This window comes from Kocuria sp. UBA5001, from assembly GCF_002398425.1.
Taxonomy (GTDB): domain Bacteria; phylum Actinomycetota; class Actinomycetes; order Actinomycetales; family Micrococcaceae; genus Kocuria; species Kocuria salsicia.
Window position 1 is genome coordinate 16,756 of the sequence record NZ_DGYR01000005.1, and the last position, 20,760, is coordinate 37,515.

13 protein-coding genes and 5 pseudogenes are annotated in these 20,760 nt (G+C 68.0%); 9 read left to right on the forward strand and 9 right to left on the reverse strand.

Annotated elements, in window-relative coordinates; translation table 11 throughout:
- Positions 1-76: 76 nt before the first annotated feature.
- Entirely contained in the window at positions 77-1,054 is a 978-nt protein-coding gene (locus B3G12_RS02865; protein WP_290498993.1) for a quinone oxidoreductase family protein, read from the forward strand.
- A gap of 168 nt (positions 1,055-1,222) precedes the next feature.
- Here the strand turns inward: B3G12_RS02865 and B3G12_RS12425 are convergent.
- The 4 genes and pseudogenes from B3G12_RS12425 to B3G12_RS02880 all read right to left on the reverse strand — a co-directional run.
- Positions 1,223-1,563: pseudogene (locus B3G12_RS12425) on the reverse strand (DDE-type integrase/transposase/recombinase); the annotation flags it as partial.
- Entirely contained in the window at positions 1,502-2,110 is a 609-nt protein-coding gene (locus B3G12_RS12430; protein WP_414672722.1) for a helix-turn-helix domain-containing protein, read from the reverse strand. The gene B3G12_RS12430 and the pseudogene B3G12_RS12425, both read right to left, overlap by 62 nt.
- 74 nt (positions 2,111-2,184) lie before the next feature.
- Entirely contained in the window at positions 2,185-2,601 is a 417-nt protein-coding gene (locus B3G12_RS02875; RefSeq protein ID WP_144998801.1) for a carboxymuconolactone decarboxylase family protein, read from the reverse strand.
- Positions 2,598-3,056: a MerR family transcriptional regulator gene (locus tag B3G12_RS02880; RefSeq protein ID WP_290498995.1), complete on the reverse strand. Its 459-nt coding sequence runs from the start codon at positions 3,054-3,056 to the stop codon at positions 2,598-2,600. Before B3G12_RS02880 ends, B3G12_RS02875 begins: the two co-directional genes overlap by 4 nt.
- Before the next feature lie 1,360 nt (positions 3,057-4,416).
- On the opposite strand from B3G12_RS02880, the gene B3G12_RS02885 reads away from it, so the two are divergent.
- The 4 genes from B3G12_RS02885 (at position 4,417) to B3G12_RS02900 (ending at position 10,650) form a co-directional block, all read left to right on the forward strand.
- Positions 4,417-5,718: an ABC transporter substrate-binding protein gene (locus B3G12_RS02885; protein WP_290498997.1), complete on the forward strand. Its 1,302-nt coding sequence runs from the start codon at positions 4,417-4,419 to the stop codon at positions 5,716-5,718.
- Positions 5,715-6,602 carry a carbohydrate ABC transporter permease gene (locus B3G12_RS02890; RefSeq protein ID WP_290498999.1) on the forward strand — a complete coding sequence of 296 codons (888 nt, stop codon included), beginning with the start codon at positions 5,715-5,717 and terminating at the stop codon, positions 6,600-6,602. Before B3G12_RS02885 ends, B3G12_RS02890 begins: the two co-directional genes overlap by 4 nt.
- Positions 6,595-7,533 carry a carbohydrate ABC transporter permease gene (locus B3G12_RS02895; protein WP_290499001.1) on the forward strand — a complete coding sequence of 313 codons (939 nt, stop codon included), beginning with the start codon at positions 6,595-6,597 and terminating at the stop codon, positions 7,531-7,533. The genes B3G12_RS02890 and B3G12_RS02895 overlap by 8 nt, the downstream gene beginning before the upstream one ends.
- 72 nt (positions 7,534-7,605) lie before the next feature.
- Complete coding sequence (locus B3G12_RS02900; RefSeq protein ID WP_290499003.1) at positions 7,606-10,650, forward strand: glycoside hydrolase family 2 TIM barrel-domain containing protein; 3,045 nt, start codon at positions 7,606-7,608, stop codon at positions 10,648-10,650.
- Between the two features lie 230 nt (positions 10,651-10,880).
- Here B3G12_RS02900 and B3G12_RS12435 read toward each other — a convergent pair whose 3' ends face one another.
- The 5 genes and pseudogenes from B3G12_RS12435 to B3G12_RS02920 all read right to left on the reverse strand — a co-directional run bounded on the left by B3G12_RS12435 (position 10,881) and on the right by B3G12_RS02920 (position 16,264).
- Positions 10,881-11,774 (reverse strand): aldose 1-epimerase family protein, encoded by an 894-nt coding sequence (locus B3G12_RS12435; protein ID WP_144832465.1) that lies wholly within the window; start codon positions 11,772-11,774, stop codon positions 10,881-10,883.
- A 427-nt stretch (positions 11,775-12,201) separates the two neighbouring features.
- Positions 12,202-13,153: pseudogene (galE, locus tag B3G12_RS02905) on the reverse strand (UDP-glucose 4-epimerase GalE).
- Positions 13,150-14,343, reverse strand: coding sequence for a galactokinase (gene galK / locus B3G12_RS02910; protein WP_290499005.1), 1,194 nt, complete (start codon positions 14,341-14,343; stop codon positions 13,150-13,152). The pseudogene galE and the gene galK overlap by 4 nt, the downstream one beginning before the upstream one ends.
- A complete protein-coding gene (galT, locus tag B3G12_RS02915; protein WP_290499007.1) occupies positions 14,340-15,482 on the reverse strand; it encodes a galactose-1-phosphate uridylyltransferase in 1,143 nt (380 codons plus the stop codon). Before galT ends, galK begins: the two co-directional genes overlap by 4 nt.
- On the reverse strand, positions 15,479-16,264 hold the full coding sequence (locus tag B3G12_RS02920) for a DeoR/GlpR family DNA-binding transcription regulator (RefSeq protein ID WP_052239393.1): 786 nt from the start codon (positions 16,262-16,264) through the stop codon (positions 15,479-15,481). Before B3G12_RS02920 ends, galT begins: the two co-directional genes overlap by 4 nt.
- Before the next feature lie 800 nt (positions 16,265-17,064).
- Between B3G12_RS02920 and B3G12_RS02925 the strand changes: the two genes are divergently transcribed.
- From B3G12_RS02925 to B3G12_RS02940, 4 genes and pseudogenes are all read left to right on the forward strand, one after another.
- The gene (locus tag B3G12_RS02925; RefSeq protein WP_290499012.1) at positions 17,065-18,201 is read left to right on the forward strand and encodes an ABC transporter ATP-binding protein; all 1,137 of its coding nucleotides are present in this window, start codon (positions 17,065-17,067) and stop codon (positions 18,199-18,201) included.
- Between the two features lie 209 nt (positions 18,202-18,410).
- Positions 18,411-19,042, forward strand: a pseudogene (locus B3G12_RS02930) (ROK family protein); the annotation flags it as partial.
- Between the two features lie 180 nt (positions 19,043-19,222).
- Positions 19,223-20,202 (forward strand): annotated as a pseudogene (locus tag B3G12_RS02935) (ATP-dependent 6-phosphofructokinase).
- Positions 20,203-20,294: 92 nt separating this feature from the next.
- Positions 20,295-20,554 (forward strand): annotated as a pseudogene (locus tag B3G12_RS02940) (pyruvate kinase); the annotation flags it as partial.
- Between the last annotated feature and the right edge of the window lie 206 nt (positions 20,555-20,760).

Genomic DNA, 20,760 nt, shown 5'->3' on the forward strand with positions numbered 1-20,760 from the left:
CCGCAGCGCGAGACTGACGGGGACGCCGGCGTGCCCCTCTGCGAGCACGGCACCCCGCTGCGAGGAGGAACTGACCATGAGCGAGACCACGATGCAGGCGATCGTCGCGCACGAGCCCGGTGGCCCGGAGGTGCTGCGCCCGGCCGAGGTGCCCATCCCCGAGCCCGGCCCCCGGGAGGTCCTCGTGCGGACCGAGGCCACCGGTGTGAACTTCATCGAGACCTACCAGCGCTCCGGTGTGTACCCCGTGGACTTCCCGTTCACGGCAGGCTCAGAGGGCACCGGCGAGGTCGTGGCTGTGGGCTCAGAGGTCACCACCGTGCGGACCGGTCAGCGCGTGGCAACCTCCGAGGCCACCCGCACGTACGCGCAGTTCTTCACGGTGGACGAGGACAAGGCGCTGCCCGTGCCGGACGGCATGGATCCTCAGACCGCCGGTGCCCTGCCCCTGCAGGGACTCACGGCGCACTACCTGGTGCGGTCCACGTTTCCCGTGCAGCCCGGGCAGACCGCGGTGGTCACAGCGGCCTCCGGCGGGGTGGGCGGACTGACGATCCAGCTGCTCAAGCGCATCGGCGCCACCGTGATCGCGCTGACCTCCACCCGGGATAAGGCCGAGACGGCCAAGCGCCTCGGCGCGGACCACGTGCTCGGCTACGAAGGCTTCGCCGAGCACGTGCGCGAGCTCACGGACGGCCTGGGCGCGGACGTGGTCTACGACTCGGTGGGCCGTACGACCTTCGACGAATCCCTCGCGGCCACCCGCGTGCGCGGGACCACCGTGCTCTTCGGGGGCTCCTCCGGCCAGGTGCCCCCGCTGGACCTGCAGCGGCTCAACAGCTCCGGGGCGCTCTACGTGACCCGCCCGTCCCTGGCTTACTACACGCGGGACCGGGACGAGCGCACGTGGCGCTGGGGCGAGCTCATGGACGCCGTGACCTCCGGGGGCCTCGAGGTCCGGGTGGGTGCCACGTACCCGCTCGACGACGCCGCCGCCGCGCACCGCGACCTCGAATCCCGCGGCACGCAGGGGAAGCTCCTGCTGCTGCCGTGAGACGACACCGCCCCGTGGGCCCGGGAACCCACGGGGCGGTGCGCCACCGGCTAGTGCCGGAGCGGAGATCCAGGTGTCCTGACCGGGGACGTTGATCAAACGTGAGAACGGCGGCTGGTTCCCGCAGGCCGTGTGCGGACGGTGCTGGTTGTACTGGTGGCGCCAGTCGGACAGTGCGTCGCGGCGTTCTCGCTCGCTGGTGTAGCAACGGGCGTAGGCCACCCGTCGGCCATGGTGCGGTGGAAGCGCTCCACCTTGCCGTTGGTCTGTGGTCGGCACGGCCGCGTCCGCTTCGGGGTGATCGACAAGGCCTCCCAGGTGTCACGCCACAGGTGCGATCGGTAGGCGCCTCCGTTGTCCGACAGCACCCGTTCGATGGTGACGCCGTGTTTGCCGAACCAATGGACGGCTCGGTGCACGACGACGACGGCAGTGACGGCGGTCTCGTCATCGTGGACCTCGGTGTACGCGACACGGGAATGGTCGTCGATGACGGTGTGGACGAACACGTAACCGAGCTTCGGGTTGCGCCACTTGGTCTTCGGCTTCCCAGGGGTCGCCGCACGATTGCGTTCTTCTTGGCGTCGGCCGACGTAGCGCCATCCACCGCCGTCGGGGATGTTCCCGAGCTTCTTCACGTCCACGTGCGGCAAGGAGCCGGGCTGGGGGGTGCTCGTAGCGCCTGATCGACTCACCAGTGGCGCGGTCGATGTAGGCCGACCGGTTGAGGCGTGCGGTGGTGAGGATGCGGTGCACGCTGGACGCGGCGACGCCGAGGCGGGCTGCGAGCTGAACTGGCCCTTCCCGCATTCGGATTCGCAGGCTGACGCATCGCTTCTTGACAGGCTTCGGCGTCTTGTTCGGCGACGTCCTCGGGCGCGACGACCGGTCGTGCATGGACTCCCCGGCCCGGTAGCGGTCGGCCCACCGCTTCACCGTTGGCCACGACACCTGGAAGCGGGCGGCGACCTCACTGATCGGCCGCCCGTCGACGACGACGAGCCGGGCCACCTTGAGCCGGTGTCGGGGTGTGAGAGCTGCGTTGGCGTGTGACATGGAAGTCCTTGTGCGTGCTCGACAGGAGGGCCGCCAGATGAGCCGACGGCCCTCCTGCCCGTTCTGATTCGTCGTCAGGCGTTGGCCCGTCGCGAAGCGAATACCTCCCTGGCGACGAACGTCGCGTTGAGTGCGCGAGGGAAGCCGGCGTAGACCGAGCTGTGGAGCAGGGCTTCGACGATCTCCTCTTCTGTGAGGCCGACGTTCAGTGCGGCGCCCATGTGGACCCGCAGTTGCGGCTCGCAGCCACCCAGCGCGGTCAAGGCCCCGATAGTGACGAGCTGACGGCTGCGCGGGTCGAGCCCGGGCCGGTCGTAAATGTCACCGAAGGCGAAAGCCGCGACGTGGTGCCCCAGGGCGGGGCTGATGTCAGCGAGGGAATCGATAACGGCTTCGCCCTGGTGGCCGTCGATGCGCGAGAGGACGTCTTGGCCGTGCTGGCGGCGAGCAAGGTTCTCATCGGAGTTGATGTCGTGCTGGAGGGTCGTCATGGCTGGGGGCCTTCCTGGTAGGCGGCGAGCTTGTACTCGGTCGCGGCGAGTTGGAGTTGGGTGATCTGGGAACGCAGGGTGTCGCGGTGCTCAAGGAGGAGGTCGAGTCGGTCTGGGATTGTGTCTGCGCCGGCGTTGACGAGGTCGATGTATCGACGCAGGTCGGCGATGGACATGCCTGATGCGCGCATCCGGGTCAGGAAAACGAGGCGCCGTACGGCCGGGGCGTCGAACCGGCGATGCCCCGCGTGGTCCCTAGGGATGACCACCAGGCCGATGCGCTCGTAGTAGCGCAGGGTGTGAGGGCTGACGCCTAAGTGCTCGGCGGCCGCAGCAATGCCCCAGTCCTCTTCGGAATCGGCTCGGGTGAGTTCTCTAAGCGCGTCGACGTTCACGCCACCGGGCGGATCAACGGCGAGTCGCAGGGCATCTGCCAGGGCCCGGTCATTCGTCATGACCTGCACGCTAGGGGTTCGAGCACGCTCAAAGACAAGCCGCGACGTCGATCAACGTGTCCGGTCAGTACACTTTGTTAATGGTCCGTCTTCTAAATGGTTGGGCGGCTGGCTTTTTCAGGATCTCGGTGCTGGTTCTGGTCCACACGCACGGGTGGCAGCGATCGTTCCAGCCGGTGACGAAGGCCCGGATCCGCTTGTTCAGCTCGGGCACCGAAACGACGTCGGCCCGATGCAGGGCCTGGCGTTCGATGAGCCCGAACCACGCCTCATGTCGACGACGGACGAATACTGGGCAAATGCGATGTTGGCACATCAACCAAGTTCGACCACGAGGCCGAGTTCGGCGTGAAGCGCATCTGGAACCGAGGGTTCTCCGCCAGCCAGGCTCTTACCTCGGGGGCCTTGTGCGCGGCGTAGTTGTCCATCACCAGGTGCAGATTCCCTGGGGGTAGGCTCGGACAACCTGCTTGAGGAAGGCCAGGAACTCCTGGCGCTGGTGCCCAGGCTTGCACGCCGCGGTGACGTGGCTGGTGGCGATCTCCAGGGCCGCAAACAGGGTGGAGGTCCCGTGCCGGTTGTAGCCGTGGATGCGCGTCGCCGGCCGGGCTGCATCGGCGAACCTGGTGCCGTGCGCTCAAGGGCCTGGATGTGTTGGTTTTCGTCCAGGGATAGCACCACCGCGTTCTCGGGTGGGGCCAGGTAGAAACCGACCACGTCGACGACCTTGGCCACCAGCTCGGGATCGGTGGAGAACTTGAAGATGCCCGCCCGCCACGGGGCCACCCCATACTCTCGCCGGACATTGGCCACGGTGTTGTGGTCGATACCCAACCGCCCCGCGAGCATGTGCGAGGGCCAGGGGCGACGCTGAACTTCTTCGGCGGCACTCTGAGCGTGGCGGTGACATTCGCGCGGTGGTCGATCCGCCGGGCCGGCCCGACCGGTCGTGGTCGGCCAGCCCGGCGATATCGGCCTGCCCGTAGCAGGCCCGCCAGGCAATCACCGTGTTGCCGGTGGCCCCACCCTTTCGGCGATCTCGGTGTTGGAGACACCCTGGACGGTCAGCAGCACGATGTGCGCCCGCTGGGCCAGACCCCCCGCACAAAGGTGGGGTGCACCAACCAGGTCAGCTTTTCGCCGCCGCCATCCCCCATTGGCAGCGGGGCCGCAGGATGGTTTGCCATATCTCAGAATCCCACCCCCCCAAGCGCTCAGGCAGTTCGAAGATGGGCCGCCAACAAGCGAAGACTGTCAGAGTCTGGTGGATCGTTGATGGTTCATGTTAGTTTGATCCGCAACACCATGTTCGAAAATGTTCGGTCTGGATCGATTCACTTTACAGGGCAAGGAGACTCGCATGGAGCTCTCAAGACGCACCGTTCTTAGGGGAGGTCTCGGTGTGGGCGCCAGCCTGGCGCTCGGCGCCTGCGGCCGCACCTCACTCGACGCTGCGGCCGGCGAGCCTGTACGCCTGACCTACTGGTCTTGGCTGAAGGGTCTCGACAAGGTCACCGATATCTGGAACGCCAAGAATCCTCACGTCCAGGTGGAGACCGTGTGGATCAAGAGCGGCAACCAGGGCGGCTACCAAAAGCTGTTTTCCGCGCTTGCCTCCGGCGGCGGTCCCGACCTCGCACATGTCGAGCTCCGGCAGGCATCGGCCTTCATGATGGTGGACGGCCTAGTCGATATGACCCAGTACGGCGCCGACGCCGTGACCGATCGATTCGAGGCTTCAGTTCTCAACCAAGTGACGTTCAACGGCGGCGTGTACGGGCTGCCGCAGGACTCCGGGCCCACCGCGTTTTTCTACCGGACCGACGTCATGGAGGCAATCGGCGCCGAGCCGCCCGCGACGTGGGAAGACTGGGCGGCCGTGGCCCGCGAGTACCGCGCCGCCGACCGATACCTAGAGTGCTTCCCCATCGCGGACGGTGGCTACTTCTGTGCCTACGCCATGCAGGCCGGTGCCAACTGGTTCCAAATCGATGGCGACTCGTGGGTCATCGACATGACAGACGACGCGACGCTTGAAGTCGCCGCTTTCTTCGACCGGGCCATTGACGAGAACCTCGTCAACGTCTCGATCAGCCCGTTCTCCCCCGGCTGGTTCGCCGCAGCCGGGACCGGACAGCTCGGGGCCATCACCTCCGCGTCCTGGGCCGACGAGCTCATCAAGGGCGTCGGCGGCACGGAGGGATTGTGGCGAGTAGCCCCGATGCCCCGCTGGACCGGCGGTTTCGGCTCCGCGCAGCTGGGCGGCTCGACGGTTGCGACGATGTCGAGCTCCCGGCATCCGCAGGAGGCGACCGACTTCGCCATGTGGATGACCACTGACCCGGAGGCGATCGACGCCCAGATCCTCCACTGCGGCATCGGCTGGTCGCCCGTCTCTGACTACATCGGCACCCCGAGGCTTCAGCAGTCGGAGTTCTTCGGTGGACAGAACTACAACACCGAGGTCTTCGTGCCGGCGGCCCAGCAGCAGAACCCGAACTGGAGCTGGGCCCCCACGGCCCAGCAGGTCTTCAACGTCCTGTCCGACGGGTTCCGGTCAAAGCTCACCGACGACGTGCCGCTGGTCGACTCCTGCCGCGCCGCGCAGGACGCGGCCGTGCGGATGCTCAAGAACAAAGGTCTGAATGTGAGGACGGCATGAACACACAACGTCGGGCACCGTGGATCCTCATCGGCCCCTTCCTGCTCCTCTTCCTCCTGACGTTCGTCGCACCCATCGCCTACGCGGTGGTCCAGAGCTTCACGAGGGTGGATCGCGCAGGGCTCTTCGGCGAGCAGGGCACGAGCACTGTCTTCGCCGGTCTGTCCAACTACGTCCAGGCTTTCGCGGGCACCGAATTCCTCGCATCGATCGGTCGGATGCTCCTCTTCGGTGTCGTACAGGTGACGATGATGATCCTCGCGGCGACCGTGCTGGCCTTGCTGCTGGAGTCCACCTCGGCGCGGTGGCCCCAGTTCTTCCGGGCGGCGTACTTCATGCCCTACGGCGTGCCCGGGGTGATCGCGTCAGTACTCTGGTCCTTCCTCTACGTTCCGGGTCTCAGCCCGTTCATTGACGTCGCCGCCCTCGTCGGCATCGAACTCGACTTCCTCGGGCCGAACGTCGTCCTGTGGTCCATCGCGAACATCGTCACCTGGGCCTACACGGGTTATAACATGCTCATCATCATCGCCCAGCTCAAGGCCATCCCCGATGAGATCTATGAGGCCGCGCGCGTCGACGGCGCGGGCCCGTGGCGCATCGCCCTGGCGATCCAGGTTCCCCTCATTCGACCGGCGCTGATGCTGACCACCATCTTCTCCATCATCGGCACCCTCCAGCTCTTCGCCGAACCGCAGATCCTACAGACCGTTTCTCCGGCGGTCGGCAGCGAGTACACCCCCAACCTCGCCGCCTACAACTCGGCCTTCAACTACAACGACTACAACGTCGCCGCCGCCCAGGCCGTGACGATCGCGGTCGCAGCGTTCGTGCTGTCCTATGCCTTCCTGTATTTCAGCAACCGTAGGAGCAATGATGACTGACCTCTCGGCCACTACCACTGACACACCGGTCACCGGCCTCGACCGGGCCAACGTCTCCGGCGCCCCTCGCGCCAGGCGCCGCGGGGCAGGCCGCGGCGCCGCCTCGACCATCGTCGTCACCGGCCTTCTCACGGTCGTCGCCCTCTATTTCCTCGTGCCCGTCTACTGGGTCGTGGTCGCGGCGACGAAGAGCACCGAGGATCTCTTCGCCACGCACGGATTCCTGCTCGCGCCGACCTTCAACCTGTGGGGAAACCTCACCCAGGTTCTCACCTACGACGGTGGGATCTTCGTGCGGTGGTTCACCAATAGCCTGCTCTATGCAGGAGTCGGCGGACTCATCGCCACCTACTTCGCAGCCGCCGGCGGCTACGCCCTGGCGAAGTACCGCTTCCGCGGACGCGAGGCGATCTTCGGACTCATCCTCGGCGGGGTCCTCGTGCCCGGCACCGCGACGGCCTTGCCGCTGTTCCTGCTCTTCAGCGAGCTCGGCCTCGCCAACACGTACTGGAGCGTCCTGCTGCCCTCCCTCGTCTCGCCGTTCGGCATCTTCCTGTGCCGGATCTTCGCCCAATCCACCGTTCCGGACTCGCTCATGGAGGCGGCCCGGCTCGACGGGGCAGGAGAGATGCGCATCTTCCACACCATCGGCCTGCGGACCATGGTCCCGGCCATGGTCACGGTGTTTCTCTTCCAGCTCGTCGGCATCTGGAACAACTACTTCCTGCCCCTGGTGATGCTCTCCGACGACGAGCTTTACCCGATCACCCTCGGCCTGAGCAACTGGAACAGCCAGACTCAGCGACTCCCGGAGTTCTACGAGCTCACCACCGGCGGGGTGCTGCTCTCGATCATCCCGCTGCTCGTCGCGATGATCGTCCTCCAGCGCTTCTGGCGCGGCGGCATGACGGCCGGCGCCGTCAAGGAGTAGTGAATCCGTCCCCCGTCGCCGCCCATCCCAGAACGCACGCGCGCCCACCGCCCTGAAAAGGAACAGAGACCCATGCCTGCCCCGACCTACCTCACCGACCACTCCCCGGGCCACGGCGCGCTCTCTCCGCGCTCCCGGCTCGACTCGGACGCCCCCGTGCTCGACCTCACCGGAACATGGCGCTTCCGGCTCTCGCCCGTCGCCGACCCGGGAACTGAGCCTTGGGAGGGCGACGACGCCACCTGGGACACTATCGCGGTACCCGGCCACTGGGTCCTCCAGGGCGACGGCGGGTATGGCCGCCCGATCTACACCAACGTCAACTACCCCTTCCCCATCGACCCACCGTTCGTGCCCGACGAGAACCCGACCGGAGACTACCGGCGCACCTTTACGCTCCCGGACGACGGCGCCTGGTCGGGCGCTGAACGGATCCTGCTGCGCCTGGACGGGGTGGAGTCGGCGTACCGACTGTGGGTCAACGGCACAGAGGTCGGCGTGGGCAAGGGCAGCCGTCTCGTCCACGAGTTCGACATCACCGCTCATCTACAACCGGGCGAGAACCAGCTCGCCGTCCGGGTCCACCAGTGGTCCGACGCCTCCTACCTGGAGGACCAGGACCAGTGGTGGTTGCCCGGGATCTTCCGCGACGTCATGCTCCTCGCCCGCCCCGCCGGGGGGATCGACGATGTCTGGGTGCGTGCCGACTGGGATCATGTGACGGGCCACGGCGCGTTGGACCTTGAGCTCGCCGCCGCACCCGAGGCGTTCCCTGTCGCTGTCACCGTCCCCGACCTCGGGATTGAGCACCGGTGGGACAGCCCGGCCGACGTCGCCCCGATCCCCGTCGGTGACGTGGAGCCCTGGAGCGCCGAGGTACCCCGCCGCTACGAAGTCGTCCTCGCCGCCCGTGGGGAGACGGTCACCGTACGCACCGGCTTCCGGACTGTGCGCATCGTCGGCGACCAGTTCCTGGTCAACGGCCGCCAGGTGATCTTTCGCGGTGTCAACCGCCACGAGATTGAGGCCACGAGGGGTCGGGTCTTCGACCCGGAGCACGCCCGGGCCGACCTGGAGTTGATGAAGCGGTACAACGTCAACGCGATCCGCACGAGCCACTACCCGCCGCACCCGGGCGTGCTCGATCTCGCCGACGAGCTCGGCTTCTGGGTGATGGACGAGTGTGACCTCGAGACCCACGGCTTCGAGAAGGTCGGCTGGCGGGAGAACCCCAGCGACGACCCTCGCTGGCGCCACGCCTACCTCGACCGGATCGCCCGCACCGTCGAGCCGGACAAGAATCACCCCAGCATCGTCATGTGGTCGCTGGGGAACGAGGCCGGCACCGGGCAGAACCTCGCCGCCATGTCTGCCTGGGTGCACCGCCGCGACCCCGGCCGCCCCGTGCACTACGAGGGCGACCACACCGGGGAGTACACCGACGTCTACTCGCGCATGTACCCCGCCCTGGAGGAGATCGACGCCATCGGTGGGGAGCACGGGCGGCTCATGGCGTGCAGTCCCGCGCAGGGAGCGCGGCTGCGACGTCGTCCCTTCGTCATGTGCGAGTACATCCACGCCATGGGCAACGGGCCGGGCGCGATCGCTGAGTACGACGAGCGCATCCGCGCCTACCCCCGCGTCCACGGCGGATTCGTGTGGGAGTGGCGCGACCATGGCCTGCTGACCACCACCGGGAACGGCACCCCGTTCTACGCCTACGGCGGCGACTTCGGGGAGGTCATCCACGACGGCAACTTCATCACCGACGGGATGATCCTCTCCGACGGCACGCCCTCCCCCGGTCTGGCCGAGTACGCCGCCGTCGTCGCCCCTGTCCGTCTCACGCTGACGGGCGACGCGGACGCCGTCCTCGTGACGAACGACCGGCACACTGCAGACACCACCGACCTCACCTTCCGGTGGGCGGTCGAGGTCGACGGCGAGACAATGGCCTCAGACAACCTCGACGTCCCGCCGGTATCAGCGGGCTCCACCGCACACATCGTCCTGCCCGGCCCGGTCAGGACGGCACTTTCCCGGGTGGGCGGCCAGGGAAGCGAGGTCTGGCTGCGGCTCGTCGCAGCGCTGGCCCGCCCCGCGGCGTGGGGGCCGGCCGGACACGTGATCAGTGCTTGTCAGGTCGACCTCACCGCTTCCCGGTTCACGTGGCGTTCGCCCCGCCCGGCGGCACCGCCCGCCACGGGCAGCACCGCACCCCGGCAGGCCGGCGGGGAGATCACTCTCGGCCCAGCCCGCTTCGACGCGCGCACCGGGCGGCTCACCCGGATCGGCGGGATGGCGGTCGACGGGCCGACGCCCGAGCTGTGGCGGGCGCCGACCGACAACGACCGCGGCTCGGGTCAGGGCAGCCTCGAGGAGGCCTCGCCCGAGGAGACCGGCGGCCTCGGCGTGCCCGGACCGTCCTCCGCCGAGCGCTGGACGCGGCGCGGTTTGGATCGGCTGGTCCACCGAACCCACGAGGTCCAGGTCCTCGACGACCGACTCATCGTGCGCATCCGCAGCGGCGCCGCCGCAACATCCATGGGCATCGAGACGAACCTGACGTACCTGGCGGACGGCGACGTGCTCGTCATGCGTGTCGACATCGCCCCGCGTGGACCCTGGGAAGGGACCTGGCCCCGGGTCGGCGTGCGACTGGGCCTGCCCGGGACCCTCGACCACGCCCGGTGGTTCGGCCCTGGGCCCGAGGAGTCCTACGCCGACGTGGCCGTGGCGGCACTCGTCGCCGTGCACGAGCGCACCATCGACAAGCTCGCAGTGCGCTACGCCCGGCCGCAGGAGACGGGACACCGCCCCAACGTACGCTGGTTGCACCTGTCCGGCGGCGAGGGGCCCAACCTTGAGCTGCAGTCCTTTAACCAACTCGGCGGCGGGCAGGTCGGACGCCCTGGGTTCACAGCCTCCCGGCACACCGCCCAGGAACTGGCAGCCGCCGCCCACCCGCACGAGCTGCCCCTGAGCGAACGCGTCCACCTCTACCTCGACGCCGCCCAGCACGGCATCGGCTCGCGGGCCTGCGGACCGGACGTGCTCCCACAGCACCAGCTGTGGCCCGCGACGCACTCCTTCGCCGTCGGACTGCGTGTGCGATAGGCAACTTACTCCGACTCGAGCAGGAGGAGACCGGAATGCGTGGTCTCGTCTCTGTCAGCACAGGGCAGGTGGGATGCCCGGCGAATCGGCCGAGTAGGACGGAAGCACACCGTGTGCACACGCGGCATGGATCACGTTGCGGTTGCTGGGTCAGGATCCACGCGCCGCAGCCTTCAAGCGCGGCGAGGATCCCACTCGGCACCTATTCTGTCTTCGGTCGGACCAGGACACTAGAAAGCCTCCAGCGCCCAGGACAGTGAGTGCTCAACCCCGGGGTCGAGGACGACCAAGTCTTCGCCGGAGTTGAAAGCGTCTGGCGGGCAGTCCATCGGTTCGACAGCCAAACCGCCACGTGGGTTGTCCCGGAGGTGATCCCCGGTGTAGATCTGCACCCACTTGGCGCGAGGGTCCCAGCTGAGCAGTGCTCCGTGACCGTCGCACGCCGTGAGACGGGCGATACATCTTCCGCGCGACGAGGCGGCCACGCCAGTAAAGGCATTGTCGATGGGCATCTGTTCGATGCCGCGCCCGGAGCGGAAGTCGAAAGGCCCTTCGGCGGTGGGGGTAAGCGCCGTTGGGAGCATACGCTGAGGAGAGACGCTCAAGTAATGATCCGCTTCCAGTTCGAGCGTCCAATCATTGACACACCCAGACCCAGCCACCAGGTATGGGTGTGGACAAGAACCATATGGTGCTGCCGTCTGCCCTTCATTGACGCCGCGAATCCCGGCGCGCAAGCCGTCCCGACTTAACGTGTATCGGGCTTCCACCCGTACGGAGAAGGGATACCCTGCGTCCGAGCCCAGTCGCAAAGCGAGTACAACTTCACTCTTACTGTTGGACAAGACCTCCCAGTCCCGGAAGACCCCGAGTCCGTGCAACGCTGTCCCTTTTTCGGGCTCATTGACAGGAACCTGGTAATGCCGTCCGCCGAAGCGGTACTGGCCGTCAGCCAATCTGTTCGGCCAGGGGGCACACACGACGCCTCTGTAATCTAGATTGGCGACGCCCGGAGTATGGGCGACTACGAGAGGTCTGCCTTCGTACTCGAGCGAACATAGCGTAGCTGAAAAGGTGTCGACAAGCGCCGTATAGCCGCCAGCAACCAGCATGAAAGATGTCATAAGTCTCTCCTAGAGCCTGTTGGGCACCGCTAATAACATTGATTAGAAACCAAAGGAGCTAAATGTCTAGCGACGTCGTTCGACTTGATGAGAAAAAAGCTGAAACGTCAACGTTCAGACTGGTTCCTGAAAAAATTAATGTCTGAGCATTCCCGCCATTGACCGCAAAAAATGAGGGACGATCTTCCACCGCAGACACCGCCGATGCCTGCAAGACTGCCCAGGGATTCAACCGCATGGCCAGGTTTCTTCAGGCCTCCAACCATTACGATGACGCGCAGAGTAAACGCGGAGAGGATCATCAATGCAGCCGTTGACCTGATGAGGTCTGGCAACGCGCCAACGGGCAGAAGTGCAGATCGGTCCTGTGGGAGGTGCAGGACGGTGGCTTCGCAGAGTTCGGACTGTCATAGGCAATGTGGGCGATCTACCGGTGCGCGGCGCGGGCGCCGGCGACCATGTTCTCGGGCGTGTGGCGCATCCTCCAGTCGAGGTCGCGGGCGGCCAGTGTTCCGTCGGCGACGATCCGGGCCGGGTCGCCGGGGCGGCGGTCGCACAACTCGGGCGTGAAGTCGATGCCGGTGATGCGGGCGGTGGTCTCCATGATCTCCCGCACGGAGACACCCGTCCCGGAGCCGAGGTTGTAGACCGGCTCCAGGGTGCGGCCGACTCGAGAGCCCGGCCCGCGGCCACGTGTGCTGCGGCGAGATCGCCGACGTGGACGTAGTTGCGGACGCAGGTGCCGTCTGGGGTGTCGTAGTCCGTGGCGAAGATCTTCGGTCGGCGGCCCTCGGCCAGTGCGGTCAGGACGAGGGGGAAGAGGTTGTGGGGACTGGTGTCGTGGAGCTCCAGCGTCCCGGAACTGACTACGTTGAAGTACCGCAGCGAGGTGTGACGCAACCCCCGGGCCCGTCTCTGGTCACGGATCAGCCACTCCCCGATGAGCTTGCTCTCCCCGCAGGGCGACTCCGGGAGAGTGGGAGTGCCCTCCGTGACGAGGCCGGCCCGGGGCCTGCCGTACACGGCGGCCGACGAGGAGAAGACCATGTTCCGCACCCCGACCCTCTCCATGGCGGTGAGCAGGTGAGCGGTCCCCGTGACGTTCTGCTCGTAGATCAGCAACGGGTTCCTGACGGACTCCCCGGCATACTTGTACCCGGCCAGGTGCACGACACCGCTGACGTCGTGGTCGCAAAGCGCTTGCGTCACGGTGCCGGTGTCCAGGACGTCGGCGTGGACGAACGGGATCGGGCCGGGCACGAACGCGCGGTGGCCGCTGACGAGCGAGTCGAGGGCCACGACGGCGATGCCGGCGTCGTCGAACGCCCTGAGGACGTGGGACCCGATGTACCGGCGCCGCCGGTCACCAACCAGATCACAGCCGCTGCGCGCCGTCCGCCGGGAGGACCGTGAAGATGTCGGGGGTCTTCAGGCTGCCGAAGCCGCGCAGGACGGCGTTGCGGACCTGCTCCTCCCGGTCCGCGGGGACGAGGGCGATGGCGGAGCCGCCGAAGCCTCCCCCGGTCATCCGGGCCCCGAGTGCTCCGGCGGCCAGGGCCGCGTCGACGGCGAGGTTCAGCTCGGGGCAGGAGACCTCGTAGTCCTCGCGCAGGGAGGCGTGGGAGGCCGTGAGCAGGCCCCCGACCCCGGCCACGTCGCCGTCGCGCAGGAGCTGTACCGCCTGCAGGACCCGGCGGTTCTCGGAGAGCACGTGCCGCACCCGACGGGCCACTTCCTGGTCCAGGGCGGCCAGGTCGGCGTCGGCGGGGATGTCGCGCAGGGAGGCCACCCCGAGGGCGGCGGCGGCGCGCTCACAGGCGGTACGGCGGGCGGCGTAGCCGCCATCGGCGTGGGAGTGGGCGACCTTCGTGTCGATCACCAGGACTCGCAGCCCGTGCTCGGCCACCGGCAGGGGCACGAGCTCGGACTCCAGGGAGCGGCAGTCCAGGAACAGGGCGGAGCCGGCCCGGCCCATCAGCGAGGCCGACTGGTCCATGATCCCGGTGGGCGCGCCGACGAACTCGTTCTCGGCCCGCTGGGTCAGCCGCGCCATGGCCGGGGCGTCGAGGCCCAGGCCCAGCAGGTCGTTGAGCGCCACGATCGTGGCGACCTCCACCGCGTGGGAGGAGGACAGCCCCGCCCCGACCGGCACGGTGGAGTCCAGCAGCAGCTCGAAGCCGGGGACTTCCACCCCGTCCAGGGTGCCCAGGGCGTGCACCACCCCGGCGGGGTAGGCGCCCCAGTCACCGACGGCGCCTGGCGTGAGCCCGGGGACCGTGAACCGTGCGCGGGAGAGCCGCTCCCCCTCGGGGGCGTAGGTGGAGGCCAACTCCACCGTCTCGTGATCAGGCTCCGCGGCCCGGCGCAGCCGCACGGCGACCATCGCCGTGCGGTCGATGGCGAAGGGGAGCACGAACCCGTCGTTGTAGTCGGTGTGCTCCCCGATGAGGTTCACCCTCCCGGGGGCCCGCCACACCCCGTCCGGGGCGAGGCCGTACACCTCGGTGAAGCGGCGGGCGTGCTCCTCGGCCCGGATGTGTTCGTGGTGATCGATCTGCTCATCGGTCATCGTGCGGCCTCCCTCAGGCGTGCGGCGGTCTGTTCTGCGGTGACGTCGTTGATGAACGCGCCCATCGCTGCCTCCGAGCCGGCGAGGAACTTCAGCTTGTCCTCGGCCCGGCGCGGGCTGGTCAGCTGCAGGTGCAACCACCCGGCCTCGCGGTCGGCCGCATTCACGGGGGTCTGGTGCCAGGCGGCGATGTAGGGGGTCGGGGTGGTGTAGAGCCGGTCCACCCGTTGCACCAGGTCCTGGTAGAGCACCGCCAGCTCATCGCGCTCGGCCCCGGTGAGGGCAGCCAGGTCCGGGACCTGGCGGTGCGGGACCAGATGGATCTCCAGGGGCCAGCGCGCGGCGTAGGGGACGTAGGCGGAGAAGTGCTCGCCCTCGATCACCATGCGGTCCCCCGCCGCGGCCTCGTCGGCGAGGATCTCGCCCATCAGGGCCCGGCCCGTGGCGGCCAGGTGCGCGCGGGAGCGGGCGGCCAACCGGGCGGCATGCGGAGCCGGATAGGGATAGGCGTAGATCTGCCCGTGCGGGTGGTGCAGGGTCACCCCGATCTGCTCCCCACGGTTCTCGAAGGGGAAGACGTGGCGGATCCCGACCATTGCCGAGAGCGCCTCGGTGCGCTGGGCCCAGGCCTCCACCACGGTGCGCGCCCGTTCGAAGGGCAGGGACGCGAAGGAGCCCTGGTGCTCGGGGGTGAAAACCACCACCTCGCACCGCCCCACGGCCGGGGACGGGACACCCCACAGGGACCGCTCCTCCGCGTCCTGCGGGTCCGGCAGCACCCCCAGCTGCGGACCCAGGGAGGGAAAGCGGTTCTCGAAGACGACGACGTCGAAGTCCTCGGTGGGGATCTCGGACTCCCGCCCGCCCGTGCTCGGGCACAGCGGGCACTGATCGGCCGGGGGCAGATAGGTGCGGGTCTGGCGATGGGCGGCCACGGCCACCCACTCCCCCGTCAGTCGGTCGAAGCGCACCTCGCCGTGCCCGGAGCGGGCGTCCAGGGGCCGGTGGTCGGTGACCTGCTCCACCGGCGGGGTGCCGCGGTCGGAGAAGAATACGGCCTCCCGGCCGTCGGCGAGGTGGTGGGTGCGGTGCGCGATCAGCGGTGCGGTGGCGCGCTCGGCGGGGGAGGGAGAGGTCATCGGACGGGCTCCAGTCGCAGATCGGGAACGTATTGGCTCAGGATTTCGCGGGCCGCGGGGTCGACACCGTCGTCCATCACGACGGTGTCGACCCCGTCCAGGTCGGCGATGCGGTAGAGGCCGACCAGGCCCCACTTGGTGGAGTCGGCCAGCACCACGCTGCGGTCGCAGCGCTGCAGGAAGAGGCGGTTGATCTCGGCCTCCATCATGTTGGGGGTGGTCAGCCCCTCCCGCTCGCTGATCCCGTGGACGCCCATGAAGCACACGTCCACATGCATCGTGAGCAGTGCGGTCGTGGCCAGCGGACCCACCAGCGCGTCGGAGGGGGTCCGTACGCCGCCCAGCAGCACCACGGTCTGCCCCGTGGCCGGCGCGTCCTGGAGCGCATCGGCGATACGCGGAGAGTTGGTCACCACCGTGATCTCGGGAATCCGGCGCAGGGCACGGGCCAGGGCGTAGGTCGTGGTCCCCGAGTTCAGCGAGACTGACATCCCCGGCTCCACCATCGACTCCGCGGCCGCCGCGATCGCCGCCTTCTCTGGCAGCTGCAGCTCGGACTTGTGCATAAAGCCGGGCTCGACGGCGGAGGACCCCGCGGGCAGCTTGGCCCCGCCGTGGACCTTCTGCAGTTCGCCGTCACGGGCCAGCCGGTCCAGGTCGCGGCGCACCGTCATGTCGGACACGCTCAGTTCGGCGGCTAGGTCGGCCACCCGCACGGCACCGGCCGCACGCACCCGGTCGAGGATCTTCCGCCGTCGGCGGTCGGGAAGCATCTCGGACATGAGTCCTCCTGGATCGGGGACGGCGCGGAGAGGCGCGTCGTGGTGGCAAACCCCACCATTCAAACAATTTTGTGTTTATTTTAACATACTTGATGTTCGTCCATGTTGCTTCTAATATGGCGTGAACCACACAAGAACAATCTGTCCGGAGCCGACGTGACCGTTGCGACCCTGAAGCCAACGACCGTTTCCGACCCGACCGGGCCGTTTCGGTTGCACCTAGTCAGGGAGAACGTGTCTGCCCTCGGCCAACTCTCGAAAAGTCAGGTGCCCTCCAGGGTGCACCGGGGAACGTCGCTCGGCGGTCCCGACGGCTTGACCGTCGAGTTCGCCGAGACCACCCACGCCCACTCCACAGCCAGCGACCAGGAAGTGCCCGTGCGTGCCGACGCGTTTGGGTCGCTGCCCAGTAACCGGACGGACGCTCCGAGCTTGGTTAGCAATCGGGATGGAGCAAGTACGGACACCGCTCTTCCGCGTCCCGGAGGCCCGCCTTGAGCCGATGAACCATTGAGATGCCGTCACCAACGGTGCACAGGTGAGCGGTGGGCCGGACCTGCTAGTTCCGGTGTTCGAAGATATCTGGGCCAACCACCGCCCGCGTCGATCCGCATCAAAACCAACGAGTCCATCAACGTTCTTTTCGCGGCGGACAAACGACCGACAGGGCTGCGAGTTGTCCCCGGCTCCGCCGCGCCGTCCGGCTCTTCGTCACACCACACCTCTCGGCGCCATCCGGTGCCGCTCCACATCCCACTATCCCGCAGGGCCACCTGGGGAGACTCGGAAGGAAATCCACTATGTCCTCTGTTCGTTATGACCGTGTCACCTGTCAGTACCCCGGCGCCGAACGGCCCTCGGTGACCGGTCTGGGCCTGTCCATCGCCGACGGGGAGTTTCTCGTGCTCGTCGGACCTTCGGGATGCGGGAAGTCCACGACCCTGCGCATGCTCGCCGGGCTGGAGGAGGTCACCGACGGGCGGATCCTCATCGGCGACCGCGACGTCACCGACGTCCCCTCCCGCGACCGCGACATCGCGATGGTCTTCCAGAACTACGCCCTCTACCCGCACATGACCGTGGCCGAGAACATGGGCTTCGCCCTGAAGATCGCCAAGGTCCCCAACGCCGAACGCCGGGCCCGGGTCGAGGAGGCCGCCAAGATCCTGGACCTCACCGACTACCTCGACCGCAAACCCAAGGCCCTCTCCGGCGGCCAGCGCCAGCGCGTGGCCATGGGAAGGGCCATCGTGCGCTCCCCCCAGGTGTTCCTGATGGACGAGCCGCTGTCGAACCTGGACGCCAAGTTGCGGGTCCAGACCCGCACCCAGATCGCCTCCCTCACCCGCCGACTCGGGGTCACCACCGTCTACGTCACCCATGACCAGGTCGAGGCGATGACCATGGGCGACCGGGTGGCGGTGCTCAAGGACGGGCACCTCATGCAGGTCGACACCCCCCGGGCGCTCTACGATGCCCCGGCCACGGAGTTCGTCGCCGGGTTCATCGGCTCGCCGACCATGAACCTCTTCCGTGCCCCACTCACCGGCGGCACCGTACAGCTGGGCACGGTGAGGATTCCGCTGACCGATGCCCAGCGGAATGCGCTGACCGAGGCCAAGGTCACCATCGGCATCCGCCCCGAGGACCTCCACCCCGCCCCCGAAGGCGAAGGGCTGCCGATCGTGGCCGACGTCGTTGAGGAACTCGGCGCCGACGCTTTCGTCTACGGCCACCTCGCACCCGTCACCGCCGCCAACATGGTGGTGCCGGTGGACAACACCACCGGGGCCGAGGACGACCCGGGCGCCCACGAGTTCATCGTCCGCGTCGAGGGCCGCACCCCACCGGCACCCAACACCACAATTTGGGTCGTTCCGGCCCTGGAGCACGTCCACCTCTTCGACGCCGCCACCGGCCGGCGTCTGCCCGACTAAGTCAGGCACAGGACCTGCCATCGGCAACCAGCGCCGGTGGAGCCGCCCGCTCTGTTCGACGGGCGGCTCCACCGATGCCGAGCGTCCCACCCGCGCTGACTCCTTCAAAAAATCGAATACGAACGTCCACCTCACCAACACACAGTGACAGCCCCAGCACGGCCACCACAGGGTGGTCCACCCTGTACCGCCACCACATCGGCGTCGACATGGGCGGCACCATGATCAAGTACGCGGTCGAGGACACCGCCGACGGCACACCTACCACCCCGATTCTCCAACTGCCCACTCCCGTGCCCATCACCCCGCAGGCGGTCGCCGAGGTACTCGGAGTTCTGCTCCACCAGCTGTCCTCCCGGCCCCAGGCCCCACATCAGGAGGCCAACGTGGGGTGGCCCTGCCCACCATCGCCCGCGAGGGCGTGGCGCGTTCGGCCGCGAACATCGACAGCACCTGGATCGGCCTGGAGGTCGAGTGCTTCCTCACCGACCGGCTGGGCCGGCCCGTGCACGTGCTCAACGACGCCGACGCGGCCGGGCTGGCCGAGGTCCGCTACGGCGCCGGCCGCGGACCCGAGGGCCGCCCCGCCCGCGGCACCGTGCTGGTCCTGCTCCTGGGCACCGGGATTGGCTCGGCCCTGTTCGTCGACGGATGGCTGGTCCCGAACCTGGAACTGGGCCACCTGGAGTTCCTGCTCTCCCCCGACCTGATCGTCGTCGGGGGCGCGATCTCGGCCCGGCACGAGGACTTCCTCCCCCACCTGCACCTGGATACCCCCATCGTGCCCGCCCAGCTGTCCAACGCCGCCGGGATCATCGGCGCTGCCCGCCAATGCCTACTGCACGGCACCGCCCTTGCCGTAGCCGGATCACCGACCGCAGATCACCGAGCTCACGAGGTGGCCAGGTCCACCCCGCCTCAGCGGCTCATGCCCGCCACCCTTGCCCCTATCCCCCAGGAGACCCTACGGATGAAGATCGGAGTACTGACCAGCGGCGGGGACTGACCCGGACTCAACGCCGTGATCCGCGCCGCGGTGCTGCACGGGATCAAGACCTACGAGTACGAGTTCGTGGGCTTCCGCGACGGCTGGCGCGGGGTCGTGGACGGCGACACGATGGACCTGCCCCGCACTCGGGTCCGCGGCCTGGCCCGGGAGGACGGGACCATCCTGGGCACCTCCCGCACCCACCCCTACTCCGGTCCCGGCGGCGGACCCGGGAGCATCGGGGTGATGCTCGAACGCCACCACATCGACGCGATCGTGGCCACCGGCGGGGAGGGCACTCTCGCCGGGGCCGCACGGCTGGCCGAGGCCGGCCTGCCCGTGGTGGGGGTGCCCAAGACCATCGACAACGACCTGCAGGTCATCGACTCCACCTTAGGTTTCGACACCGCCGTGTCCATCGCCACCCACGCCATGGACCGGCTGCGCACCACCGGGGAGTCCCACCACAGGTGCATGGTCGCCGAGGTCATGGGCCGCGACGTCGGGTGGATCGCCCTGCTCTCGGGGATGTCCGCCGGGGCCCACGCGGTGCTGATCCCGGAGCAGTAGGTCTCCATGGACCAGGTCTGCGCGTGGGTGCGGGAGGCCTACGACCGGGGCCGGTCCCCGCTGGTGGTCGTCGCCGAGGGCTTCGTCCCCGAGGATCACGAGGACGTGCTGGCGGGGAAGGGCACCGAGGCCGACGGCCCTCCCCGGCTGGGCGGGATCGGGGAGTACGTCACGCAGGAGATCGAGCACCTCACCGGCATCGAGACCCGCAACACCACGCTCGGGCACATTCAGCGCGGAGGCGCCCCACGGGCTTCGACCGGGTGCTGGCCACCCGCTTCGGGATGGCCGTGGTCGACCTCATGCACGAGAAGCAGTGGGGCCGGATGGTCGCCATCCGCGGCACGGACATGGTCCGCATCGACTTCGCCGAGGCGCTCGAGGGGCTCAAGACCGTCCTCCAGCACCGCTGGGACGAGGCCAAAGTCCTCTTCGGCCGCTGAGAGTAACCGTGCACGTCCACCCCGGAGCAACAGTGCGACCCCTCCCCCTTCTCTGATCCCTTATCCCTCAGTACTGACGACATGAAGCCCCCATGCGACGAGCAAAGATCGTGGCCACGATAGGCCCGGCCATCTCCTCGTACGAGAACCTCTCCGAGGCGATCCGGACCGGCATGAACGTGGCCCGGCTCAACATGAGCCACGGCGACCGCTCCGTGCACGACACCTCCTACGAGAACCTGCGGCGCGCCTCGGCGGAGCCGGGGCGACGGTCGCGATCCTCGCGGACCTCCAGAGACCCAAGATCCGGCTCGCCCGCTTCGCGGACGGCCCGCACGAGCTGCTCCCCGGCGTTGAGAACCGCGACGTCCGGCGGGCGGGCAATGGCTTCAACCTGATCCCAAAGCTTTTCCATGTTCTCGTAGGTGCGCAGGTCGGGGCTGTAAGAAAAACGGTGTGTGAGGGTCCGGCCTGATCCGAAAGGAGACGGCCGTGACCGACTTCACGACAGACAGGACAGAGGAGATGATCGATCCCGTGACGGGAGAGATCATCGAT